Below are 20,322 nucleotides of genomic sequence, written 5' to 3' on the forward strand. Positions count from 1 at the left end.
CGACAACCCGTCACCATCATGGGGCACCCCCTCGTCGCAGCACTCGGAGACCACGACGGTGCCGACCGCGCCGGCTACCGCGGAGTACCCGATACCGGGGGTGGCCAACCAGAACGGTGGCCACACCGACGGGTGACCCGCGATCGATCAGTCCGGTATCGCCGCGGCAACCGCGTCGGCCGGGTCCAGCGCCACCCCGGACGCGTAGGCCAGGTCGTAGGCGGCGGCGCCGAGGTCGGCACGCAACGCGTCGGCGACGCGCACCACCTCAGGGTTGAGCGGGTCGGGCGCGCCACGCAGCCGTTCGGCCGCGCCGAGCGCCTTGGCGGCGGCCGTGCTGTCGCCACGCAGGAGGTGCAGGTCCGCCGCCGCGACGGCGACGCGCGCCAGCACCGGCATGTCCCGCCCGCGGACGGCGTGCTCGGCCGCCTCCCGGACGAGGTGTGCCGCGTCCTCGCCGCGCGCGGTGGCCAGGTGCGCCCGCGCGGCGAGCAGCACCGCCGAGAACTGCGCCACCACGAACGGCGCCTGGTCCAGCACGACGGCCGCCGTCTCGTACTGCCGCGCCGCTTCCGCCAGGTCGCCGCGGCGACGTGCGAGGTCGCCCAGCACCACCCGCGCGAACGCCTCGCTGCGCGACGACCACGGACCGGGCAGCGGGCGGGTCAGCACCCGGCACTCCTCCTCCGCACGCGCCAGCTCGCCGAGCTGGATCCGGGCGTGCACGAGGAGGATGCGCTCGTGCGTCGCGTCGTCGGTGTCGTCGACCTCCCGCAGCAACGCCACGGACTCCTCCAGCGCGGCCACCGCCAGCTCCGGCCGGCCGAACGCGAGGTGCGCCTCGGCCACCGCGGTGAGCGCCTGGGACAGGCCGAACCGGTCACCCACCTCGCGGAAACCGGCGATCGCGGTCTCCAGGTCCTCCCGCGCGCCACGCATGTCGCCCACGTTCTCCCGCGCCGCGCCGGCGACCACCCGCAGCATCGCGCGGGTCCACGGGTCCGGGTGGTCGAGCCGGGCCGCCACGTCCGCCAGCGCGCGGTCCGAGTCGTCCAGGAACAACGCGGTCATCGGCTCCACCAGCACCGCCATCGGGTGCTGCCGGTCGACGCCCACCAGCAGACCGCGGACCACCACGACGTGCTGCTCCATGTTCCGGAACCCGGTCGCGATGGCGTCGTTGAGCAGCAGGAACGTCGAGACCACCAGCCGCGCCACCGGCGGCGCCTCCCCCGGCACGCCCAGCGCCAGCCGGAACCAGTTGACCGACTCGGAGCGGTTGCCGCGCACCGTCCAGAACATGCTCATGGCCGCCGCGATCCGCATCGCGGTGTCCGCGTCGCCGTCGTCGGCGGCGAAGTGCAGCGCCGCCAGCACGTTGTCGCGCTCGGCGTCCAGCCGGGCGAGCCACGTGAGCTGCTCCTTGCCACGCACGTGGGGCTCGGCGCGCTCGGCCAGGTCCCGGTAGTAGCGGGCGTGCTCGGCGCGTGCCGCCCGCATGAGGCCGCGCTCGGCGAGGCGTTCCAACCCGTACTCGCGGATGGTCTCCAGCATCCGGTGGCGACCGCCGGACACGACGTGCAGCAGCGATTTGTCGACCAGCGCGGTCAGCAGGTCGAACGCGTCCTCGCCCACCAGGTGCTCGGCGGCCTCCAGGTCGACGCCCGCCGGGAACACCGCCAGCCGCTCGGCGAAATCGCGTTCGGCGTCGTCCAGCAGGTCCCAGCTCCAGGCCACGACCGCGCGCAACGTCCGGTGACGCGGCATCGCGGTGCGGCTGCCGCCGGTGAGCAGCCGGAACCGGTCGTCCAGGCGGGCCGCGAGCTGCTCGGGCGTGAGCGAGCGCAACCGGGCCGCGGCCAGCTCGATGGCCAGCGGCAGGCCGTCGAGGCGGCGGCAGACCTCGACCAGCACGGGTGTGTTGGCGTCGGTGACCTCGAACCCGGGCCGCACCGCCGCCGCGCGCTCGGCCAGCAGCCGCACGGCCGTGTCCACGTCCAGCGGTGGCACGGGCAGGATCGCCTCGCCGAGCACGCCCAGCGGCTCGCGGCTGGTGGCCAGCACGCGCAACGCCGGGCAGCGGCCCAGCAGCTCCTCGGCCAGGCGGGCGGCGGCGTCCACCACGTGCTCGCAGTTGTCCAGCACCAGCAGGGTCTCGGTGCGGGACAGGGTTTCCACCAGCAGCCCGACCGCGTCCCACCGGCCCACCGGCCGGTCCACGGTGCGCTGGTCGCGCAGGCCGAGCGCGCCGAGCACGGCCGGTGCGACGTCCGCCGGGTCGGTCACCGGCGCCAGCTCCACCAGCCACGCGCCACGCGGCAGGCGGGCGGCGGCCGTGGTGGCGAGCCGCGTCTTGCCCGCGCCACCGGGCCCGACCAGGGTGACCAGGCGGTGCCGGGCGAGCAGGCCCTCGACCCGGTCCAGGTCGTCGGCCCGGCCGAGGAAGCTGGTCAGCGGCACGCGCAGGTTGCCGGTCCGGTGCGGCTCGGGCGCTTCGGCGCGGAGGACGTGCTCGTGGGCGGCACGCAGCTCGGGTCCGGGGTCCGCGCCGAGTTCGTCGGCGAGCCGGCGGCGGACCTCCTCGTAACCGGCCAGCGCCTCGGCGGGCCTGCCCGCCGCGAACAAGGCGCGCAGCAGCAGGGCCTGGAGCCGTTCCCGCAGCGGGTGCCGGGCGGCCAGGTCGGTCAGCTCGGCCACCACCTGCCTGCCCTCGCCACACGCGAGGCCGGCTTCGGCGGCGTCCTCCGCCGCGGCCAGCCGCGCCTCCTCCAGGCCCGCCAGGTGGCCGACGGCGAACGGCAGGCCCGCCACGTCCGCGAGCGCCGGACCGCGCCACAGGTCCAGCGCCTCGCGGGCGAGCCGCCGGGCGGCCCGGTGGTCACCCGCCGCGAGCGCGTGCCGGGCGTCGCGGGCGAGCCGGTCGAAGCGGTGGGCGTCCACGGCGTCCGGTGGCACGTCCAGCAGGTAGCCGCCGTGCGCGGACCGCAGCGCGGCGGGGTCGGGCAGGCTCCGGCGCAGGCGGGACACCAGCGACCGCGCCGCGCCCACCTCGTCGGCGGGCTTGTCGTCCGGCCACAGCGCGGCGGCCAGTTCCTCGACGGTGACGACCCGGCCGGCGGCGAGCGCGAGCCGCACCAGCAGCGCGCGCACCCGCGTGCCGCCGATCCCGACGGCGTGCCCGTCACCGTCGTCGACCGTCAGCGGCCCCAACACCCCCACCCGCATGGCGCAAACTCTGCCACGGCCACCGGCGTTGCTCCGTCCGGGTGGTCTTGGGCCACCGGGCCGATGAGCTTGTGAAGTGCACCGGCCACCCGTGGAACCCGACGACAATTCATGAGTACCGGTCGGTAAGACGTCCGATGCCCGGACCACCAAGTCCTTCGATGCACGGACGGTGACAGGCAAAACGAATCCGTCCGGGTTTGCCGGGGGCACGGATGCACCAGTACGCCGCCTTGACCGCACATCCCCAGCGCAGCAGGTGCGGGAGCGCTCCCAATGCGGTCCGTGGCATTCTCCGCGAGCCGCGAAAAACGGGGCCTTCCGCGAATAGCGGGTGAAGCAGTCCGCACATTTGCGGCTTCAGTCGGAACATCCGACCATTCCTGTCGTAACGATGTCACCAGTCGGGCTAACGAACACCCATGACCCGCGATATCCGCGCTATGGGGACCGATTCCACGCCGGCAGTACGAGTCGGTCCTCACGCCCCTGGACGCACACCACCAGCCACCTGGAGTGCCGGATGAACAGCCGAGTGGTCGAACTCGAAACCGCCCTGTCCCGTTCCGTCCCGGACCGGCGGGAGACACGGCACCTCGCGGTCGAGTTGGCCGACACGCTCGACGCCATCACCGCGCGCAGGCACCTCGACCGCCTGCTGCGCTGCGTGGCCGCGCTGACCCGGATCGGGTCGGCCGACGCGGGTGAGGAACTGCTGGACGCGATGCTCGACCTCGTGGAGCCCGGCAGCGACGAGGCCGCCAAGGTGCGCGACCAGCGCGCGCTGGTCGCGGTCGCGCGCGGGCGCACCGACCTCGTGGGCCGCCACATCTCGTCGCCGTGGACCGGCGCACCGGCCACCGCCACCGGGATCACCTACGGCCACACCCTCGCCGAGGGCGGCAAGTGGTCGGGCGAGACGGCCGCCGCTCCCCTGGCCGCCGCGATCGGCGTGGGCGTCGCCCGCGCCAACGCGGACCGGGTGCCCGCGGCGGTCGGCGACCACGTCGCCGCGTCGCCCGAACTGCTCGCCGACCCCGTCGGCGACCCGGGTCGGCTGGAGACCGACCTGCGCCGCGCCACCGCCACCCTCGGCGCGGACCACCCCCGCACGCTCACCGCGCTGGTCGAGCTGCGGTCCGCGCGCTTCCAGCTCGCACTGGACGCGGGTGGCGCCGAGCGGGCCGGCGAGGCCATCGCCGACCTGCGCGAGGCCACCGACCGCACGATCGCCGCGCTCGGCGCGCACCACCCGCAGTCCCTGGTCGCCCGCGCCAACCTCGCCTCCGCCGAGTTCGAGCTGGCCCGCGCGCGGCGCTCCGCGGCGCAGGCCCAGCTCGTGCTGCCCAGCCTGCGCGGCGCGGCCGACCTCGCCGTGGCCAAGCTCGGCCCCGACCACCCGCACGCCCTGGTCGCCCAGTCCAACCTGGCCGCCGCCGAACTGGAGGTCGCCCGCGTGGAGGGCGCGCTCGCGCAGGCCAGGCGCGCGTTGGACACGGTGCGCACCGCCACCGGCCGGGCGCGCACGGTGCTCGGCCCGGCGCACCCGGCGACCCGCCTGCTGACCCGGCAGCTGCGGGTGTGCGAGGCGCAGGCGGGCGAGTTCGGCGCGCGCCGGGCGCTGGAGGACGTGCACGTCCCGGTCGAGGAGGCCGCCCGGCTGCTGGCCCGCACCAAACCCGCCATCCCGCTCAGCCGCGGTGCCGTCCCGCCGCAGCAGCCCCTGCTCCGCCCCGGTCTGGTCACCGATCCGCAGTGGCCCGGGCACAGCCTGCTCGGCAGGCTGCGCGACCACACCCGGCAGGAGCTGCTGTCCATCGGCACGGTGGTCCGCTACGCCGCCGACCGCGAGCTGATCGAGCAGGACGCGCACGACACGCACGCGTTCCTGCTGCTCGACGGCGTGGTGAAGGTGCAGGTCACCGATGAGGCCGGCGACACCGCCGTGCTCGCCATCCGGGTCGCGGGCGACCTGGTCGGCGAGATGGCCGCGCTCGACCACAAGCCGCGTTCCGCGACCGTCGTGACGTGTGGCGACGTCGTGGCGAAGCTGATCACCAGCGCCGAGCTGAGCGCGTTCCTGCACCGCCGCAACGACATGTTCGTCGAGCTGATCGGCGTGATCGACGACCAGCTCCGCTGGGCCAACAAGCGCCGCCGGGACTTCCTGTCGCACACCGCGGCCGAGCGGGTCGCGCGGGTGCTGGCCGAGCTGGTCGGCTCCTACGGCCGCGAGGAGCGCGGCGGGTGGACGTTGGGCATCCCGCTGACCAAGGTGGAGCTGGCGTCCATGGCCGGGATGAAACCGCGCACGGCGGAGAAGGCGTTCAGCGACCTGCGCAAGGCGGGCGTCGTGATCAGCCACTACCGGCGGGACGTGCTCGTGCCGGACCTCGACCACCTGCGGAGGTTCGCCAGGCTCGGATGACCTCGCTCCGCCCGGTCACATCCGCGTGATCTCATCCGTCAGCCGTGTGATGGCACAGCGAGCGGAGGACCTGACCGTGGACGACACCACTTCCCTGGCGGAGCGCTTCGAGGCCAACCGGGCCCACCTGCGTGCCGTGGCGTACCGGATGCTGGGCTCGTTGAGCGAAGCGGACGACGCCGTGCAGGAGACGTGGCTGCGGTTGCAACGCGCGGGCGCGGCCGACGTGGCGAACCTCGGCGGCTGGCTGACGACCGTCGTCGGGCGGGTGTGCCTGGACGCGTTGCGCTCCCGCGCGTCGCGCCGCGAGGACCCGCTGGACACGCACCTGCCCGAACCCCTGGTGGCCGCCGTGGACGACCCCGAGCACGAGGCGGTCGTCGCGGACTCCATCGGGTTGGCGTTGCTGGTCGTGCTGGACACCCTGGCGCCCGCCGAGCGGCTGGCGTTCGTGCTGCACGACTTGTTCGGGGTGCCGTTCGACGAGGTCGCGCCGATCGTCGGGCGCACACCCGCCGCGGCCCGGCAGTTGGCCAGCCGGGCGCGGCGGCGGGTGCGCGGCGGCGCGCCCGTGCCGGATGGTCTGGCCAGGCAGCGCGAGGTGGTGGCCGCCTTCCTGGCCGCCGCGCGGGGTGGGGACTTCGACGCGTTGCTGACCGTGCTCGACCCGGACGTCGTGCTGCGGGTGGACGTCAGCGCGCTGCGGCCGGGTATGGCGGCGGTCGTGCGGGGTGCGGCGGAGGTCGCCCGCCAGGCGCTGCTGTTCGCCCGCCTGTCCGGTTCCGCGCGGCCGGCCCTGGTCAACGGCGGGCTGGGCCTGGTGAGCGATTCGGGGACGGTGCTCGGGATGACCATCGCGGGCGGTCGCGTCGTCGCGATCCACGTCTACGCCGACCAGTCCCCCACCGACCAGGCTCCCGAGGCCCCCGCCAACCCGTCCTCCGCCGACCGGGTCCCCGGGGACCGAGCCCCGCAGCCCGGGCTCCACGGACCGGGCACCGCCGACCCGACCCCCAGCGACCAGGCCCCCAGCGACCCGACCTCCGCCGACCAGGCCCCCGCGGGCCGGGCTCGCGATTGATCAGCCCGCCGTCGATCAGCCGCCGGGGCGCACCAGCCTCGGCGCGGGACCGAAGGTGAGGCACATGTGCAGCGGGTGGATGCCCCACGTGTCCATCGCGTACATGGCGAGGAGGCCGCCCGCGACGATCCCGTCCACCGTCGCGGGCCCGCTCATGGACGGCTTGCCCTGCCACAGCGGCAAGTCGGCGGGCGGGGTGGGTGCGGTCTGCACGACGGACAGCTTCTCGCCGTCGAAGTCCTGCACGACCATGAGGACGTACGGCTCCTGGAGTTCGCCGGTGTGCGCGCCGGGCTCGACGGTCACGCACTCCCCCCGCTCCGCCGCCGCCGCACTGGCGCGGCCGACCCACCGGAACGCCTCGACCAGCGTGTCCTCGGTCATGCCGTCACTCGCCTCCTGCCCGCTGACGCGGGTGAGCCCGGCGATGCCGGCGGCGATGTTCCCGTCGTCCGACCGGTACCGGTTGAGCAGCACGATGGTCGAGGAGTCGGGATCGAGCGCCACCAGGTCGCGGAACCGGCCCTCGGCGAGCGGTGCGCGGGCGAGCAGGCCGCGGCCGAGCAGGTCGAGGACGTCGGCGGGGTTGTCCATGCGCCAGAACGTGCACTCGTCCCCCACCCAGAGCGGGAGGTACCCGCCGATGGGCAGCCCGGGTACCACCGTGGTGAGCGTCGAGCCGACGGCGGGCCCCACCTCCGCCGCCGGGGAGTCGGGTGCCGCGTGGCTCGGCGCTCCGGCATGGGAACCACCGGGGTCGGACGCGGCGACCGGGGCTCCGGGGGCGGGGGCGACCGGCTCGGGCGCGGCGTGAGCCGGTCCGGCGGCGCTCTCATCGGCGGACTCCGGCGCGGCATGGCTCGGCGCGACGGGCGCAGGCGGCTCGGGCGCAGCGTGGCTCGGCGCGGCAGGCGCAGGCGGCTCGGGCGCAGCATGGCTCGGCGCAACGGGCGCGGGCGGCTCGGGCACGGCATGGCTTGGTACGGCAGGGTTCGGCGCGGCAGGCGCGGGCGTGTCCGGCGCGGCTTCGCCCGGCGTGCTCGTCCCGGGCTCGACGGCAGGCTCCGGTGCGACGGGGCTCGGGTCGGCGTGCTCACCGGGCGGCGCGGTGTGCGTCCGGTTCGGTCCCGGGAACGGCGGCAGGGCCGCGAACCTCGGGTCGACCGCCGCCGTCCGCAGCACGTGGTGCGCCCACGCCCGGACCCTGGTCAACGGGTGGTCCGGGAACTGCGGGTCGAAGCGCGGGTCGTCACCCGCGTGGAACGGCAGCCTCCCCCGCAGTTGCGGCGCGTACGGGTGCGGCATGAGCCAGTTCTGGAAACCGACCCGCGCCATCAACACGGCCTCGCGCGTCCCGGTGGTGCCGCGCTCCGGCGCCTGGTTCATCAGCACCGCGCTCGACGCGACCTTCGGCACGGTGAACGACGCCACGAACACCTGCCCGGTGGGCTGGTTGGGCAGCGGCAGCTTGAGCACCTGGAGCAACGCGGGCACGCCGCCCAGCAGCACGGTGTGCGCCTCGATCAGGCACCCGGACTCCCCGTACAGCACCGCCAGCTCGTACCGGAGTCTCGGCAGGTCCTCCAGCGCGGCGGGCAGGTCCGGGACCAGGTCGAAGAACCGGAGGCTCACCCGGTCGCCGGTGGCGGGGCTGAACCAGGTGGTCGGGTCCTGCTGCTGGAGACCGGTCGTGTCGAATGCGATTGGCACGCACAGACCCTATTGGTGGGCCGCGCCACCGCGCGCGGTCGCCCGCATCCGCAGCCGGCGGGGACGGATCACGGCGGACACGGCGGGCCGCACCGGTGGGTCGCCGGGCACGTGCGCCAGCCGCCACCTGGCCGCGATGGAGGCGAGCGCCAAGGTCGCCTCGACGAGGCTGAAGCGGTCGCCGATGCACTTGCGCGCCCCGTGCGCGAACGGCAGGAACGCGGTGCGCGGCGGCGTCGGGCCGCGGGTCGCGTCCCACCGGTCGGGGTCGAACCGCTCGGGTTCCGGGTACAGGTCGGCGCGGTGGTGGATGAGGTACGGGCTGTACGCGATCACGGTGCCCTCGGGCAGGGCGTGCCCGCCGAGTTCGGTGTCCCGCGTGACGCGGCGGGTCAGCAGCCACGCCGGCGCGTACAGCCGCAGCGTCTCGGTGATGATCCGCCCGGTCAGCTCCAGGCGGGGCAGGTCGTCGTAACCGGCGGTGCGGCCGGCCAGGACGGCGTCGACCTCGGCGTGCAGCCGGCGCTCGACGTCCGGGTGGGTGGCGACCAGGTGCAACGCCCACGTGAGGGTGGTCGCGGTGGTCTCGCTGCCCGCCAGGTGGAACGTCATCACCTGGTTCACGATCTCCTCGTCCGACAGGGTCCGCTCGTCGCCGGTGGACTCGGCGTCGTGCGCGGCGAGCAACGCGGACAGCAGGTCGCCCCGGTCGCCGCCGGTGGCGCGCCGGGTGGCGACGAGCTGGTCGACGGTGCGGCGCATCCGCACCCTGGCCCGGTCGAAGCGGCGGTTCACCGGCAGCGGCAGGCGCAGCACGGGGTCGGGCACCAGCATCCGGAACAGGAAGTCGGTGGCGAGCACGTCCGCGTCCTCCCGGGACCGGCGCAGCTCGTCCGGGGACAGGGTGTCGGAGAACATGGTCGCGGTGAGCACGTTCGTGGTGAGCATGGTCATCCGCGTCGGCACGTCCAGCACCTGGCCGTCGCGCCACCCGTCGACCTGCTCCCCGATCTGCGCGGCCATGGTGCGGCCGTACCCGGGGAACCGGTCGGGGTGGAACGCGGGCTGGAGCAGCCGCCGCTGGCGGCGGTGCTCGTGGTACGGGCAGAACGCGACGTTGTTGCCGACCACCTCGCGGGCCCGCTCGCTGAACGGGCCGCCCTTGTCGAAGGTCCGGTCGTCCAGGAACATGCGGTTCGCCAGCTCCGGGTCGCACACCATGACCGCCTTCACCGGCCCGAGCGCGATGCGCACCAGGTCGCCCTGACCGGCCAGCGACGACAGGAAGCGGACCGGGCCGCGCAGCATCGCGGGCGCGTGCCCGAGCACCGGGACGGCACCGCGGGCGACGGGGATCGGCGTCACGACGGCACGGCTCACGAACGCTCCTCTGGTCGGTGTCCCTTCCGGGCGGCCCCCGGTGCCGGCCGCCGAACCCGGCGCACAGCCTCGCAGTCGCGCGCGGTGGGTGGCGACGGCCGTTGGGGTGCGTGCCCGAGGCGAAAGGGTGAACGATCCCTTACCTTGGGCCACGTGTGCGCCCTGACACGTCTGACCAGGGCGAATGAGCACGTAAAATCGGTTCAGCATCGGTCGCGGTCAACGCCGACACGGGACGCCTCCACCCTGCCCATGGGAGATAGATGACCGCCGTCACCACCGAACCCACCACGCCCACCGCACGCGGCGGCGTGGCCGCCATGTCGGCCCTGGCGCTCGGCGGGTTCGCCATCGGCACCACCGAGTTCGCCACCATGGGGCTGCTGCCGCAGGTGGCCGACACGTTCGACATCTCGATACCCACCGCCGGCCACGCGATCAGCCTCTACGCGCTCGGCGTCGTGGTGGGCGCGCCGCTCATCGCGGGCCTGGCGGCGAAGCTGCCCCGCAAGGGTCTGCTGCTCGCCCTCACCGTCGCGCTCGCCGCGGGCAACGGCCTGTCCGCCGCCGCGCCGAGCGCCGGGACGCTGCTGGCCGCCCGCTTCCTCTCCGGCCTGCCGCACGGGGCGTACTTCGGCATCGCCGCCGTGGTGGCGGTGCGACTCGTGCCACCGGAGCGGCGCGGCACCGCCGTCGCCCGGATCATGGTCGGGCTCACCCTGGCCAACCTGGTCGGCGTCCCCGTCGCGACCGCCGCCGGGCAGCAGGTCGGGTGGCGTGCCGCCTACGTCGCGGTGGCCCTGATCGCCGCGGCCACGACGCTGGCGCTGGCGAAGTGGCTGCCACCGGTACCCGCCACGCACAACGCGGGCGTGGCCGCCGAGCTGCGTGCCTTCCGCCGTCCTCAAGTGTGGTTCGCGCTGCTCACCGGCATGGTCGGGTTCGGCGGCATGTTCGCCGTCTACTCCTACATCTCACCGCTCACCACCGAGGTCGCCGGTCTGCCCGCCGGCGCGGTGCCGTGGGTGCTGGCCGTGTTCGGGCTCGGCATGACGCTCGGCGCGGCGGTCGGCGGCCGGTTCGTGGACCGCTCGGTGATGGGCGCCGTCTTCGGGGCGCTGGTGACGGTCACCGTCGTCCTGACCGTCTTCGGGTTGACCGCGGCGCAGCCCGCGGCGGCGGTCGCGTCGGTGTTCCTGCTCGGGTTCGCGTCGCAGGTGCTGGCGTCGGCGTTGCAGGTCCGGCTGATGGACGCCTCGCCGGACGCGCCGTCGCTCGCCTCGTCGTCCAACCACTCGGCGCTGAACATCGCCAACGGCGCGGGCGCGTGGCTCGGCGGGCTGGCGATCTCCGCCGGGTGGGGCTTCGCGGCCACGGCGTGGGTGGGGGTCGCGCTCAGCCTCGCCGGCCTGGTCGTGGCCACCACGTCCGTGCTGGTTGACCGGCGTGCCGAAAAAATCTTGCCTCACCGGGAACAGCAAAGTTGAGCCGTGCGTTGTCAAGGGTGAGCGGCGGACGAGACCGCCGGAACCGAGAGGTGTGGAAGGAGTGGCGACGATGTTGATGCGCACCGACCCGTTCCGCGAGCTGGACCGGCTGACCCAGCAGTTCTTCGGGACCAACGGGACGGCGACGCGTCCCGCGGCCATGCCGATGGACGCCTACCGCGACGGTGAGGAGTTCGTCGTGCAGTTCGACCTGCCGGGTGTGCGGCCGGACTCGATCGACCTCGACGTCGAGCGCAACGTGCTGACCGTGCGTGCCGAGCGCCCCGCGACCACCGACCGCGAGTACCAGGTGGCCGAGCGCCCGCGCGGTGTCTTCAGCCGGCAGCTGTTCCTGGGCGACTCCCTGGACACCGAGCGCATCCGGGCGAACTTCGAGGCGGGCGTGCTGACCCTGCGCGTGCCGATCGCCGAGCGCGCCAAGCCGCGCAAGATCTCGATCACCGCGGAGTCCGAGCCCAAGGAGATCAACGCCTGACGCACCGCGGGCCCGGGGGACGAGTCGTCCCCCGGGCCCGCGTTCCTCATTCCGGACCGGCGTGCCGGGTGCTCACTGCCCGGCAGGCACGAACACCACGTCGACCCAGAAGTTGGTGCCGACCGCCGACACGTTCGGCATCCCCGTGCCCCCGTACACCGAGGTGACGCCGGTCAACGGCGTCGTCAGCGGCGGCGAGTCGATCCGGTAGCCGTCGAAGTAGCCGCGGTTGCGGGCCGGGTGCATCTGCGGCGTGTAGCTCGCCACGTACGTCGTCCCGGCCGTCACCGGCACCGGATCCGTGAACGTCAGGGTCTCCCAACTGCTTCCCGTCCCTTCGTTGGTGAACGTGCCGGTCGCCAACCGCGTGCCGTTCTCCGCCCACAGCGAGCCGGTGTGCGTGCCCTCGTTCCACGGCGTCCGGTAGAAGCGGACCCCGGTGACGGTGCCGTTCACCGTGGGCGAGAAGCGGATGCCGACGTTGTAGAAGTACGTGAACGGCTCCCAGTCCAACGCCGGCGTGATCGCGTCGCTGAACAACGTGCACGGGCACGCCTGCGTCACGGTGGTGGTGAAGCGCCACGTGCGTGCCGTGGGTTCGTAGTTCGCCGTTTCGTCGGCCGCCCGGATCGTTGCCGTGTGCCGTGTGTTCGCCGACAGCCGCGCCTTGGGCGTCCACACGACGGTGTGCCCGTCGGGCGTTCGGGTCAGGGTGCCGGCGATCCGCGCGCCACCGCCGTCGGTCACCGTCACGGTGGTGTTCGCCAGGTCCACCGGCTCGTCGTACGTCGCCGTCACCGGACCGTTCAGGTCGACCTCGGTGGCGTCGTCCAGCGGCGTGTGACTGGCGTGCACGGGCGGCACGACGTCACCGCTGAACGTGTACACCACGTCCACCCAGTAGTGGTTGCCGTCGTAGCTGGTCGTCGGGAACACGCCGCCCGCGCCGTAGAGGCCGTTGGGGCTGTCCCACGCGTGCCGCGGCGCGTTCAACGGCGGCGAGTTCACCTCCCTGGGCTGGAAGTACGCGTTCTGGATCATGTACCGGCCGTCGGGCGCGGTGTACGACGCCACGTAGATCTGGTTGGCGCGGATGTCCACCGGGGTCGCGAAGGTCAGCGTCTGCCAGCCCGTCGCGGTCTCGTCGGTGAACGTGCCGGTCGCCAGGCGCGTGCCCGTGGCGTTCCAGAGGGAGCCGGTGTGACCACCGCCCATCCCCGCGCCCTTGTAGAACCGCACGCCGGTCACCTGGCCGTTGTAGGTGGCCTTGAACCGGACGCCGAGTTCGGCCGCCGCCTCGGCGCTCGCCAGTTGCGCCGGCGTGGTCGCCGTGCTGAACAACGAGCACGGGCAGGCGGCGAAGGACTCCGTGGTGAACCGCCACTCCGCGGTCGACGCGGTGGTGTTGCCGTTGACGTCCGCGGCGAGCGCGTGCGCCGTGTACGCGGTACCCGCGATCAGCTTGCCGCGGGGAGTCCACGTGACGGTCTTCTGGTCGTCGGACAGCACGAACGTGCCGTCCAGCCGCACACCACCCGGGTCGGTCAGCCACACCTGCGGCGACGCCGGGTCGATCGGTTCGCTGTAGGTCAACGACACCGTGTTGCCCACGGGCACAGCAGCGGCGTCCGGTGCGGGCGTGTGCGCCGCCACGGTGGGCGGCGTCGTGTCGCCGTTGAGGCCGTTCCGGTAGATCGCGTCCACCCAGTAGTTGTTCCGGTTGTAGCTGCCGGTCGGGAACCCGCCGCCGTAGCGGTACACGCCGTTGCCGCCGTCCTCGCCGTCCGCGAGCGCCCGTACGCCGCCGTAGCCCTGCTGGGTCTCGAAGTACCCGGTGTCGACGGAGTAGTGGCCGTTGGGCGCGTAGTACGACACGACGTACGTGGTGTTCGCCTGCACGACAACCGGGTTGAGGAAGGTCAGGGTCTGCCAGCCGGTGGTGGTCTCGTCGGTGAACGTGCCGGTCGCCAGCAGCAGCCCGGTGGCCGACCACAGGGAACCGGTGTGCGTGCCGGTGTTGCCCGAGCCCTTGAAGAACCGCACGCCGAGCACCTCGCCGCGCCCGCTGAACCGGACCTTCGTCCCCACCTCCACGGCCGCCGCGTCCGCGGAGGCCGCCTCGGTCGGGCGGGCGAAGTCGTCCCACACCGTGCACGGGCAGTTCACGGCGCGCGGCGCGCCGGTGGTGAACACCCAGCTGTGCTCGGCCGCCTGGTTGCCCGCCGCGTCCCGCGCCCGGACGCGCACCGCGTACGCGGTGGCCGCCGCGAGCGCCGCGGCGGGGGTGAACCTCGCGGTGGTGCCGCCGGTGACGACCGTCGTGCCGGCGACCGGACCCTGGGGACCGGTGACGGTGAACTCCACCGACGACTGGTCCAGCACCTCGTCGTAGGTGGCGGTCACGGCGTCGGTGAGGGCGATGCTGCCCGCGCCGCCGACCGGCGTGGTCGCGGTGACGCCGGGCGCGCGGGTGTCGGCGCCCGACTCGGTCGCCCACACGACGTCCACCCAGTAGTTCGCGTGCCGGGCGCTGCGGTCCGGGAAGCCCGCGCCGGACCGGAACACGCCGTTGCCGCTCTCCGGGAGCGACTGCTCGCCGGTCAACGGCTCCACGTGCCGCGCGGACTGGGCGAAGTAGTCGGTGTCGGCGGAGAAGTGCCCGGTCGGCGACAGGTACGACACCACGTAGGTCTGGTTGCCGCTCACCTCCACCGCCGAGGGGAAGGTCAGGGTCTGCCAGCCGCTCGCCGTCTCGTCGGTGAACGTGCCGGTGGCCAGGCGCGTGCCCGTGGCGGTCCACAGGCTGCCCGTGTGCGTGCCGGTGTTGTTCGGTCCCTTGTAGAACCGCACGCCGCGCACGAAACCGGCGGACGAGGCCCGCCACCGCAGGCCGAGTTCGAGCGCGGCGCCGTCGGTCAGGTCCGCGTCGCGCGGGGTGTCGGCGTCGCGCCACAGGCCGCACGGGCAGACGCGGGCGGCGACGGCGACCGTGGCGGAGGCGGTGCTCAGCGGGTTCCGCTGGGCGTCCAGGGCGCGGACCCGCAACTCGGCCGCGCCGGACGTCGCCGGCGTGTAGGTGTGGCGCCAGGACGTCGACCCGGCTTCCCGGGTGGCCGCTCCCCACAGCGCGCCACCATCGGTGGAGACCTCGACGAACGTGACGGCGGCGGGTTCGGTGACGGTGCCGGAGAACGTGTACGGCGTGCCGACGGTCGCGCCCGCCGGGGTGTCGGTGAACGCCACCACCGGGGCCGCCGCCGCCGGCTCGGCCTGCGCTCGCGGCGCGGGTACCACTGGGACGAACAGGGCGGCGAGGACCGCGGCGACGACCAGCCGCGTGGTCCCCGCGCCGGATCTGCGCCGGAACGCACCGGATAAGGACATGGGGTTCTCCGCCTCTCGACCGGGGACTCGGACGGTCCCCGGCTCACGGCGGGCATCGGTGGCGCGGGGCGGGCCGTTACCGCGTGCCCGGACCCGTCCCATCCGCACAACTCCGCTCGGAATGCTTGTGGCACAACGGGTTCCGCTTAACACCACGCGATCACTGGGCCACGCGGGCGAGGCGCCGCACTCCGCCGAAGGCGCAGAATTGCGGTGGGTGCGCCACGAGCCCGGCGCCGCGTTTGCCAAGCTGGAGCCGTGACGATCACCACCGCGCTCGCCGCGCTCGCCGCCGGCACGCCCGACCGGGCCCGTGCCCTGGCGTCCACCGTCCGCACCCCGCTGGGCCGCGCGCTGGCCGCGTACCTGGCCAGTGACGCGGACGGGACGGTGTACGACCGGCCCGCCGCGTTCCAGGCGTTCATCGAAGGCGGCGGCAACGTCGGGCTGTACCGGGCCGTGAGCCGGGCGCTCAACGACCTCTACGACCGGGTGCGGCCGAAAACGCTGCTGGACGTCGGCTGCGGCGACGGCCGGGCGCTGCTGCCCGCGCTCGGCCACCACCGGCCCCGCCTCACCCTGGTGGAGCCGTCGGCCGCGTTGCTGGGCACCGCCGTGCGCGGCGTGCCGGACGGCATCCGGCTGGACGCCCGCAACACCCGGGTCGAGGACTTCCTCGCCGACGCCGAGGGCCGCTTCGACGTGGCGCAGTCGACGTTCGCCCTGCACACCCTGCCGCACGAGGACCGGGACGGCGTCCTGGCCGCGCTCGCGCCCGCGGTGGGCAAGCTCGCCCTGGTCGAGTTCGACGTGCCGGACCTGACGCCGGACGAGCGGTTCGAGTTCCTGGCGGCGACCTACGAGCGCGGGCTCGCCGAGTACGACGCCGACCGGGACCTGGTGGCGCAGGGCTTCCTGATGCCGGTGCTCACCGGGCAGCTCCTGCCCGGCGCGGTCCGCTCCACGTGGGAGCAGCCCGCCACGGCCTGGGCCGCCCAGGTGGCGCGGGCCGGGTTCCGGGACGTCCGGATCACGCCGCTGCACGACTACTGGTCCTCCCCCGCTTTCCTGCTCACCGCCTCCGGTTCCTGACCGGCGCTGCGGGATCCCGATCAGAGGTTCCGCGAGCGGTGCGCGTGCCGCGGTCACGCGCTGTCGCGGGAAATGGCCGCCGCCCGCCCGCCGCCGCCCGCCGGTTCGGCGTGCGGACCGGCCGGAACCGGTGCAACCGACCGCCGCGAACGCCGCGCCGGAATGCGGCAAGCGGGTGCCGGTCGGTGCGTTCCCGACCGCGGTGGCGTGGCGGTGCGGCGGGCACTCGTCGTGACGGCGAACCGCCGCCCGCTGCGCCGTTCTGGTGTCGCGGTCGCCGTGCGCGGTGCTCCGCGCGCCGCCGGCGAGGGCGTCCGAATACGGTGCGTCCCGCGGAAATCGGAAATTCGCCGAATCGGGTCGACCTCGCCGCGCCAACCGGAGCAGTCACCGGCCGGACGCACCCCCTACCCATTCGGGCGACTGTACACGGTCAAATAGCCGGTGCTAGCGTCGTCCCCGGTCGCGACCAGGAATATTGCGCACCGAACGAATTGTCTCCGGGTATTTCTCTTTCGCCGGCGCCATCGCGCATCGGCGTGCACCGCACGAGGAGAGCACTCTTCCATGACCACAGTCGCACCCGGTGTGCTGCGCACCGACTACCAGCGTTCCGTCGCGGCGTACTGGAACGCCGAGCGGGATCCGGTGAACATCCGGCTCGGCGAGGTCGACGGCATCTACCACCACCACTACGGACTGGGCCCGTACGACGAGTCCGTGCTGGCCGGCCCGGAGGAGACGCGGGACGCGCGGGTGATCGCCGAGCTGCACCGGCTGGAGACCGCGCAGGCGAACGTGCTGCTCGACCGGTTCGCGGGCACCGGGCCGGACCACCGGCTGCTGGACGGCGGCTCCGGCCGCGGCGGCACCAGCATCATGGCGAACCAGCGGTACGGCTGCCGGGTCGACGGCGTGTCCATCTCCGAGAAACAGGTCGAATTCGCCAACGAGCAGGCGGCGAAGTGGGAGGTCGCGGACCAGGTCCGCTTCCACTTCCGGAACATGCTCGACACCGGTTTCGAGAGCGGCTCCTTCCGCGGTGTGTGGACCAACGAAACCACCATGTACGTGGACTTGTTCGAGCTGTTCAGCGAATTCTCGCGGCTGCTGGAGCACGGCGGCCGGTACGTGTGCATCACCGGCTGCTACAACGACGTGACCGGCGGCCGGTCGAAGGCGGTCAGCCAGATCGACGAGCGCTACACGTGCAGCGTCCACCCGCGCAGCGCGTACTTCAAAGCGCTCACCGCGAACAACCTGGTGCCGATCGAGGTGGTCGACCTGACGCCGGACACCATTCCGTACTGGGAATTGCGGGAGAAGTCGTCGGTGGCGACCGGCGTGGAGGAGTCGTTCCTCACCGCGTACCGCGAGGGCAGCTTCCACTACCTGCTGATCGTGGCCGACCGCGTGCGCGGCCGGATCTGACCGGGGAGCGCGCGCACCGCTCACCGGCCGGGCCGCCGCCCGCCCTCCTCGGGTGGAGCGCCGGCCCGGCTCGCGGCGGTGCGGCGGCTTGTTCCGCGGTCAGCCGGCCGTCGTCGCGGGTGCGACCCGGTCCGCGAGGAGCTGACCCGGCCACTCGCCGACCTCGAACCGCCGGACGGGCGTGAAGCCGTTGCCCTCGTAGTAGCGGACCAGGCGGCCGTCACCGCCCGCGTAGCAGTCGACGCGCACCAGCTCGACGCCCAGCCGCCGGGCCTGCTCGCGCGCGTGGTCCAGCAACGCCGACCCGACGCCGCGCCCGGTGAACGAGCGCGACGTGACCAGCAGCGTCACGTACAGCTCGGGTTCGTCCGCCGCGGACACGTAGTCGGGCGGTTCGGGCGCGTGGGTGAGCACGCCCGCCGGTTCACCCCCGACCTCGGCCACCCACACCTCGTGGTCGCGCAACCGGTCGGCGATCCGCGTCGTCCGCCCCTCGTCCGCCGAGAACGGCTCGCTGCCCCACTGCCCGGTGCGGCCGGAGGCGTCCAGCCACGCCACCGCGCCGTCCAGCATCGCCATGACCGCCGGCAGGTCGTCCGGTCCGCCTCGACGGATCTCCACCACGTGCTCCTCCTGCTCCTGGTTCCTGCCGCCGACTCTACGTGCGGCGAGCACGCGGACGATCAAGCACGCCCGCCGAAAACCACTCCCGCGCCGCAGATCGATCAAGTAAAATCCGCGTCAAGACCTTGGACGAGGGGGCGCCCATGGCCGACGAGACGTTCAACCCACCGGGTGCGGAGACGTTGTTCCCGCCGGCGGTTTTCGGGTGGGTCACCAAGCCGATGATCCTGGTCGTCCTGTCGACCCTGATCATCGCCGCGTTCTTCCTGATCACCTCGCGCCGGCTGCGGATCGTGCCGGGCCGGCTCCAGTTCGCCGCCGAGTCCGTCTACGACCTCGGGCGCAACACCATCGCGCGCGAGCAGATCGGCGGGCAGGACTACCGCCCGTACGTGCCGCTCATCCTGTCGCTGTTCACCTTCGTGCTGGTCAACAACATCTTCGGGATCATCCCGCTGGTGCAGTTCCCGACCATGGCGCACTCCGGCTTCCCGGTGGCGCTCGCGGTCCTGGTCGTCTTCCCCACCTACCACTGGGCCGGTATCCGGCGGCACGGGTTGCGGGGCTACCTGCGCAACCAGTTCGTGGTGCCGGACGTGCCGAAACCGGTGCTGTGGGGCCTGCTGATCCCGACCGAGGTCGTCCTGAAGTTCTTCTTCGACCCGCTGACCCTCGCCATCCGGGTGTTCGCGGCGATGTTCGCGGGTCACCTGCTGGTCGTCGTGTTCGTGCTGGGCGGGGAGTTCCTGCTCCTGCACGCGGCGTTGCCGCTCAAGCCGGTGGCCCTGGTCGGTTTCGCGCTGGCGATCGCGATCACCCTGCTGGAAGCGTTGATCCAGGTGATGCAGGCGTACATCTTCGCCCTGCTCAGCGCCCAGTACATCGGGCGCGCGCTGGCGGCGCACCACTGAACCGTCCGATGTGGAGGGACGGCGCGATCACCGACGAACGGGTGATCGGCCTCGCGGGCGGCCGTCCGCGATAGTGGAGGACGCCGATCCCAGGGAGGGAATCCGTGAAACTGTCCGTCCACTTCCCGAACTTCAGCCTGGTCGACGAGCCGGGCGCCCTCGCGGGCGCGATCGCCGACACGGCACGCGCCGCCGACGAGACGGGCTTCGCGACGTTCACCGTGATGGACCACTACTTCCAGATGGAGGTGCTGGGCGGACCGCCGGAACCCGTGCTGGAGGGCTACACGACCCTCGGGTACGTGGCCGCCGTGACCGAGCGGATCACGCTGGGGACGCTCGTCAGCGGTGTCACCTACCGGCACCCCGGGCTGCTGGCGAAGATCGTGGCGACGCTCGACGTGCTGTCCGGCGGGCGCGCGCTGCTCGGCCTCGGCGCAGCCTGGTACGAGCGGGAGCACATCGGCCTCGGCGTCCCGTACCCGCCGGTGGCCGAGCGGTTCGAGCGGTTGGAGGAGGCGCTGCGCGTCTGCGAGCAGATGTGGAGCGACGACGACGGCCCGTTCGAGGGCAAGCACTACCACCTGGCGGAGACGGTCTGCGTGCCGCGGCCCCTCCGCAGGCCGCCGGTGCTGATCGGCGGCAGCGGTGAGCGGAAGACGCTGCGGTTGGTCGCCCGGTACGCCGACGCGTGCAACCTGTTCGAGAGCGAGGTCGCCGACGTGGAGCGGAAGGTCGGGGTGCTCGCGCGGCACTGCGCGGACATCGGCCGCGACCCGGCGACCATCGAGAAGACCCTCAACTTCTACCCCGACCCGTTGGACGACGTGTCCGGTTTCCTGTCCACCATGGGGCGGTACGCCGAACTGGGCATCGGCCAGGTGTGGCTGACCGCCCGCACCGCCGAGCCCGGCGACTGGGTGCGCCGCATCGCGGACGTGGTGGGCGACCGGGTCGCCGCGCTCTGAGCCGATCGCGCCCGCCGATCGCCGCCGCCGATACGGCGGCAGCCCACCGAAGCAGCCGGGCGGCGCAGTCGGTCCGGCGCGCCCGCCGATCCCGCGGCAGGGCGG

Annotated in this window: 12 protein-coding genes and 1 pseudogene; 8 read left to right on the plus strand and 5 right to left on the minus strand. The window is 73.5% G+C overall.

The window, feature by feature from the left end:
* Positions 1-147: 147 nt before the first annotated feature.
* Positions 148-3,225, minus strand: a complete 3,078-nt coding sequence (locus tag KZQ38_RS13920) for an AfsR/SARP family transcriptional regulator (RefSeq protein WP_219442040.1) — start codon at positions 3,223-3,225, stop codon at positions 148-150.
* A gap of 523 nt (positions 3,226-3,748) precedes the next feature.
* Here KZQ38_RS13920 and KZQ38_RS36140 point away from each other — a divergent pair.
* Complete coding sequence (locus KZQ38_RS36140; RefSeq protein WP_257901408.1) at positions 3,749-5,653, plus strand: Crp/Fnr family transcriptional regulator; 1,905 nt, start codon at positions 3,749-3,751, stop codon at positions 5,651-5,653.
* Between the two features lie 76 nt (positions 5,654-5,729).
* A pseudogene (locus tag KZQ38_RS13930) lies at positions 5,730-6,548 on the plus strand (sigma-70 family RNA polymerase sigma factor); the annotation flags it as partial.
* 201 nt (positions 6,549-6,749) lie between these two features.
* Here KZQ38_RS13930 and KZQ38_RS13935 read toward each other — a convergent pair.
* The gene (locus tag KZQ38_RS13935) at positions 6,750-8,444 is read right to left on the minus strand and encodes a hypothetical protein (RefSeq protein ID WP_219442043.1); all 1,695 of its coding nucleotides are present in this window, start codon (positions 8,442-8,444) and stop codon (positions 6,750-6,752) included.
* Between the two features lie 9 nt (positions 8,445-8,453).
* Positions 8,454-9,824: a cytochrome P450 gene (locus KZQ38_RS13940; RefSeq protein ID WP_308258395.1), complete on the minus strand. Its 1,371-nt coding sequence runs from the start codon at positions 9,822-9,824 to the stop codon at positions 8,454-8,456.
* Between the two features lie 263 nt (positions 9,825-10,087).
* On the opposite strand from KZQ38_RS13940, the gene KZQ38_RS13945 reads away from it, so the two are divergent.
* Both KZQ38_RS13945 and KZQ38_RS13950 read left to right on the plus strand, forming a co-directional pair.
* Complete coding sequence (locus tag KZQ38_RS13945) at positions 10,088-11,311, plus strand: MFS transporter (RefSeq protein ID WP_219442047.1); 1,224 nt, start codon at positions 10,088-10,090, stop codon at positions 11,309-11,311.
* Between the two features lie 70 nt (positions 11,312-11,381).
* On the plus strand, positions 11,382-11,807 hold the full coding sequence (locus tag KZQ38_RS13950) for an Hsp20/alpha crystallin family protein (protein ID WP_219442049.1): 426 nt from the start codon (positions 11,382-11,384) through the stop codon (positions 11,805-11,807).
* 72 nt (positions 11,808-11,879) lie between these two features.
* Here the strand turns inward: KZQ38_RS13950 and KZQ38_RS13955 are convergent, their stop codons facing one another.
* A complete protein-coding gene (locus KZQ38_RS13955) occupies positions 11,880-15,191 on the minus strand; it encodes a DUF4082 domain-containing protein (RefSeq protein ID WP_219442051.1) in 3,312 nt (1,103 codons plus the stop codon).
* Between the two features lie 258 nt (positions 15,192-15,449).
* On the opposite strand from KZQ38_RS13955, the gene KZQ38_RS13960 reads away from it, so the two are divergent.
* Together KZQ38_RS13960 and KZQ38_RS13965 are read left to right on the plus strand one after the other, a co-directional pair.
* Entirely contained in the window at positions 15,450-16,283 is an 834-nt protein-coding gene (locus KZQ38_RS13960; RefSeq protein WP_219442053.1) for a class I SAM-dependent methyltransferase, read from the plus strand.
* 567 nt (positions 16,284-16,850) lie between these two features.
* Entirely contained in the window at positions 16,851-17,714 is an 864-nt protein-coding gene (locus tag KZQ38_RS13965) for a geranyl diphosphate 2-C-methyltransferase (protein ID WP_219442055.1), read from the plus strand.
* Positions 17,715-17,813: 99 nt separating this feature from the next.
* On the opposite strand, the gene KZQ38_RS13970 is transcribed toward KZQ38_RS13965, so the two are convergent.
* Positions 17,814-18,443, minus strand: coding sequence for a GNAT family N-acetyltransferase (locus tag KZQ38_RS13970; RefSeq protein ID WP_257901409.1), 630 nt, complete (start codon positions 18,441-18,443; stop codon positions 17,814-17,816).
* A 38-nt stretch (positions 18,444-18,481) separates the two neighbouring features.
* Between KZQ38_RS13970 and atpB the strand changes: the two genes are divergently transcribed.
* Positions 18,482-19,249, plus strand: coding sequence for a F0F1 ATP synthase subunit A (gene atpB / locus KZQ38_RS13975; RefSeq protein WP_219442057.1), 768 nt, complete (start codon positions 18,482-18,484; stop codon positions 19,247-19,249).
* A gap of 104 nt (positions 19,250-19,353) precedes the next feature.
* Positions 19,354-20,217 carry an LLM class F420-dependent oxidoreductase gene (locus KZQ38_RS13980; RefSeq protein ID WP_219442059.1) on the plus strand — a complete coding sequence of 288 codons (864 nt, stop codon included), beginning with the start codon at positions 19,354-19,356 and terminating at the stop codon, positions 20,215-20,217.
* Positions 20,218-20,322 lie beyond the last annotated feature (105 nt).

Source organism: Saccharothrix obliqua, assembly GCF_019375475.1.
GTDB lineage: Bacteria > Actinomycetota > Actinomycetes > Mycobacteriales > Pseudonocardiaceae > Actinosynnema > Actinosynnema obliqua.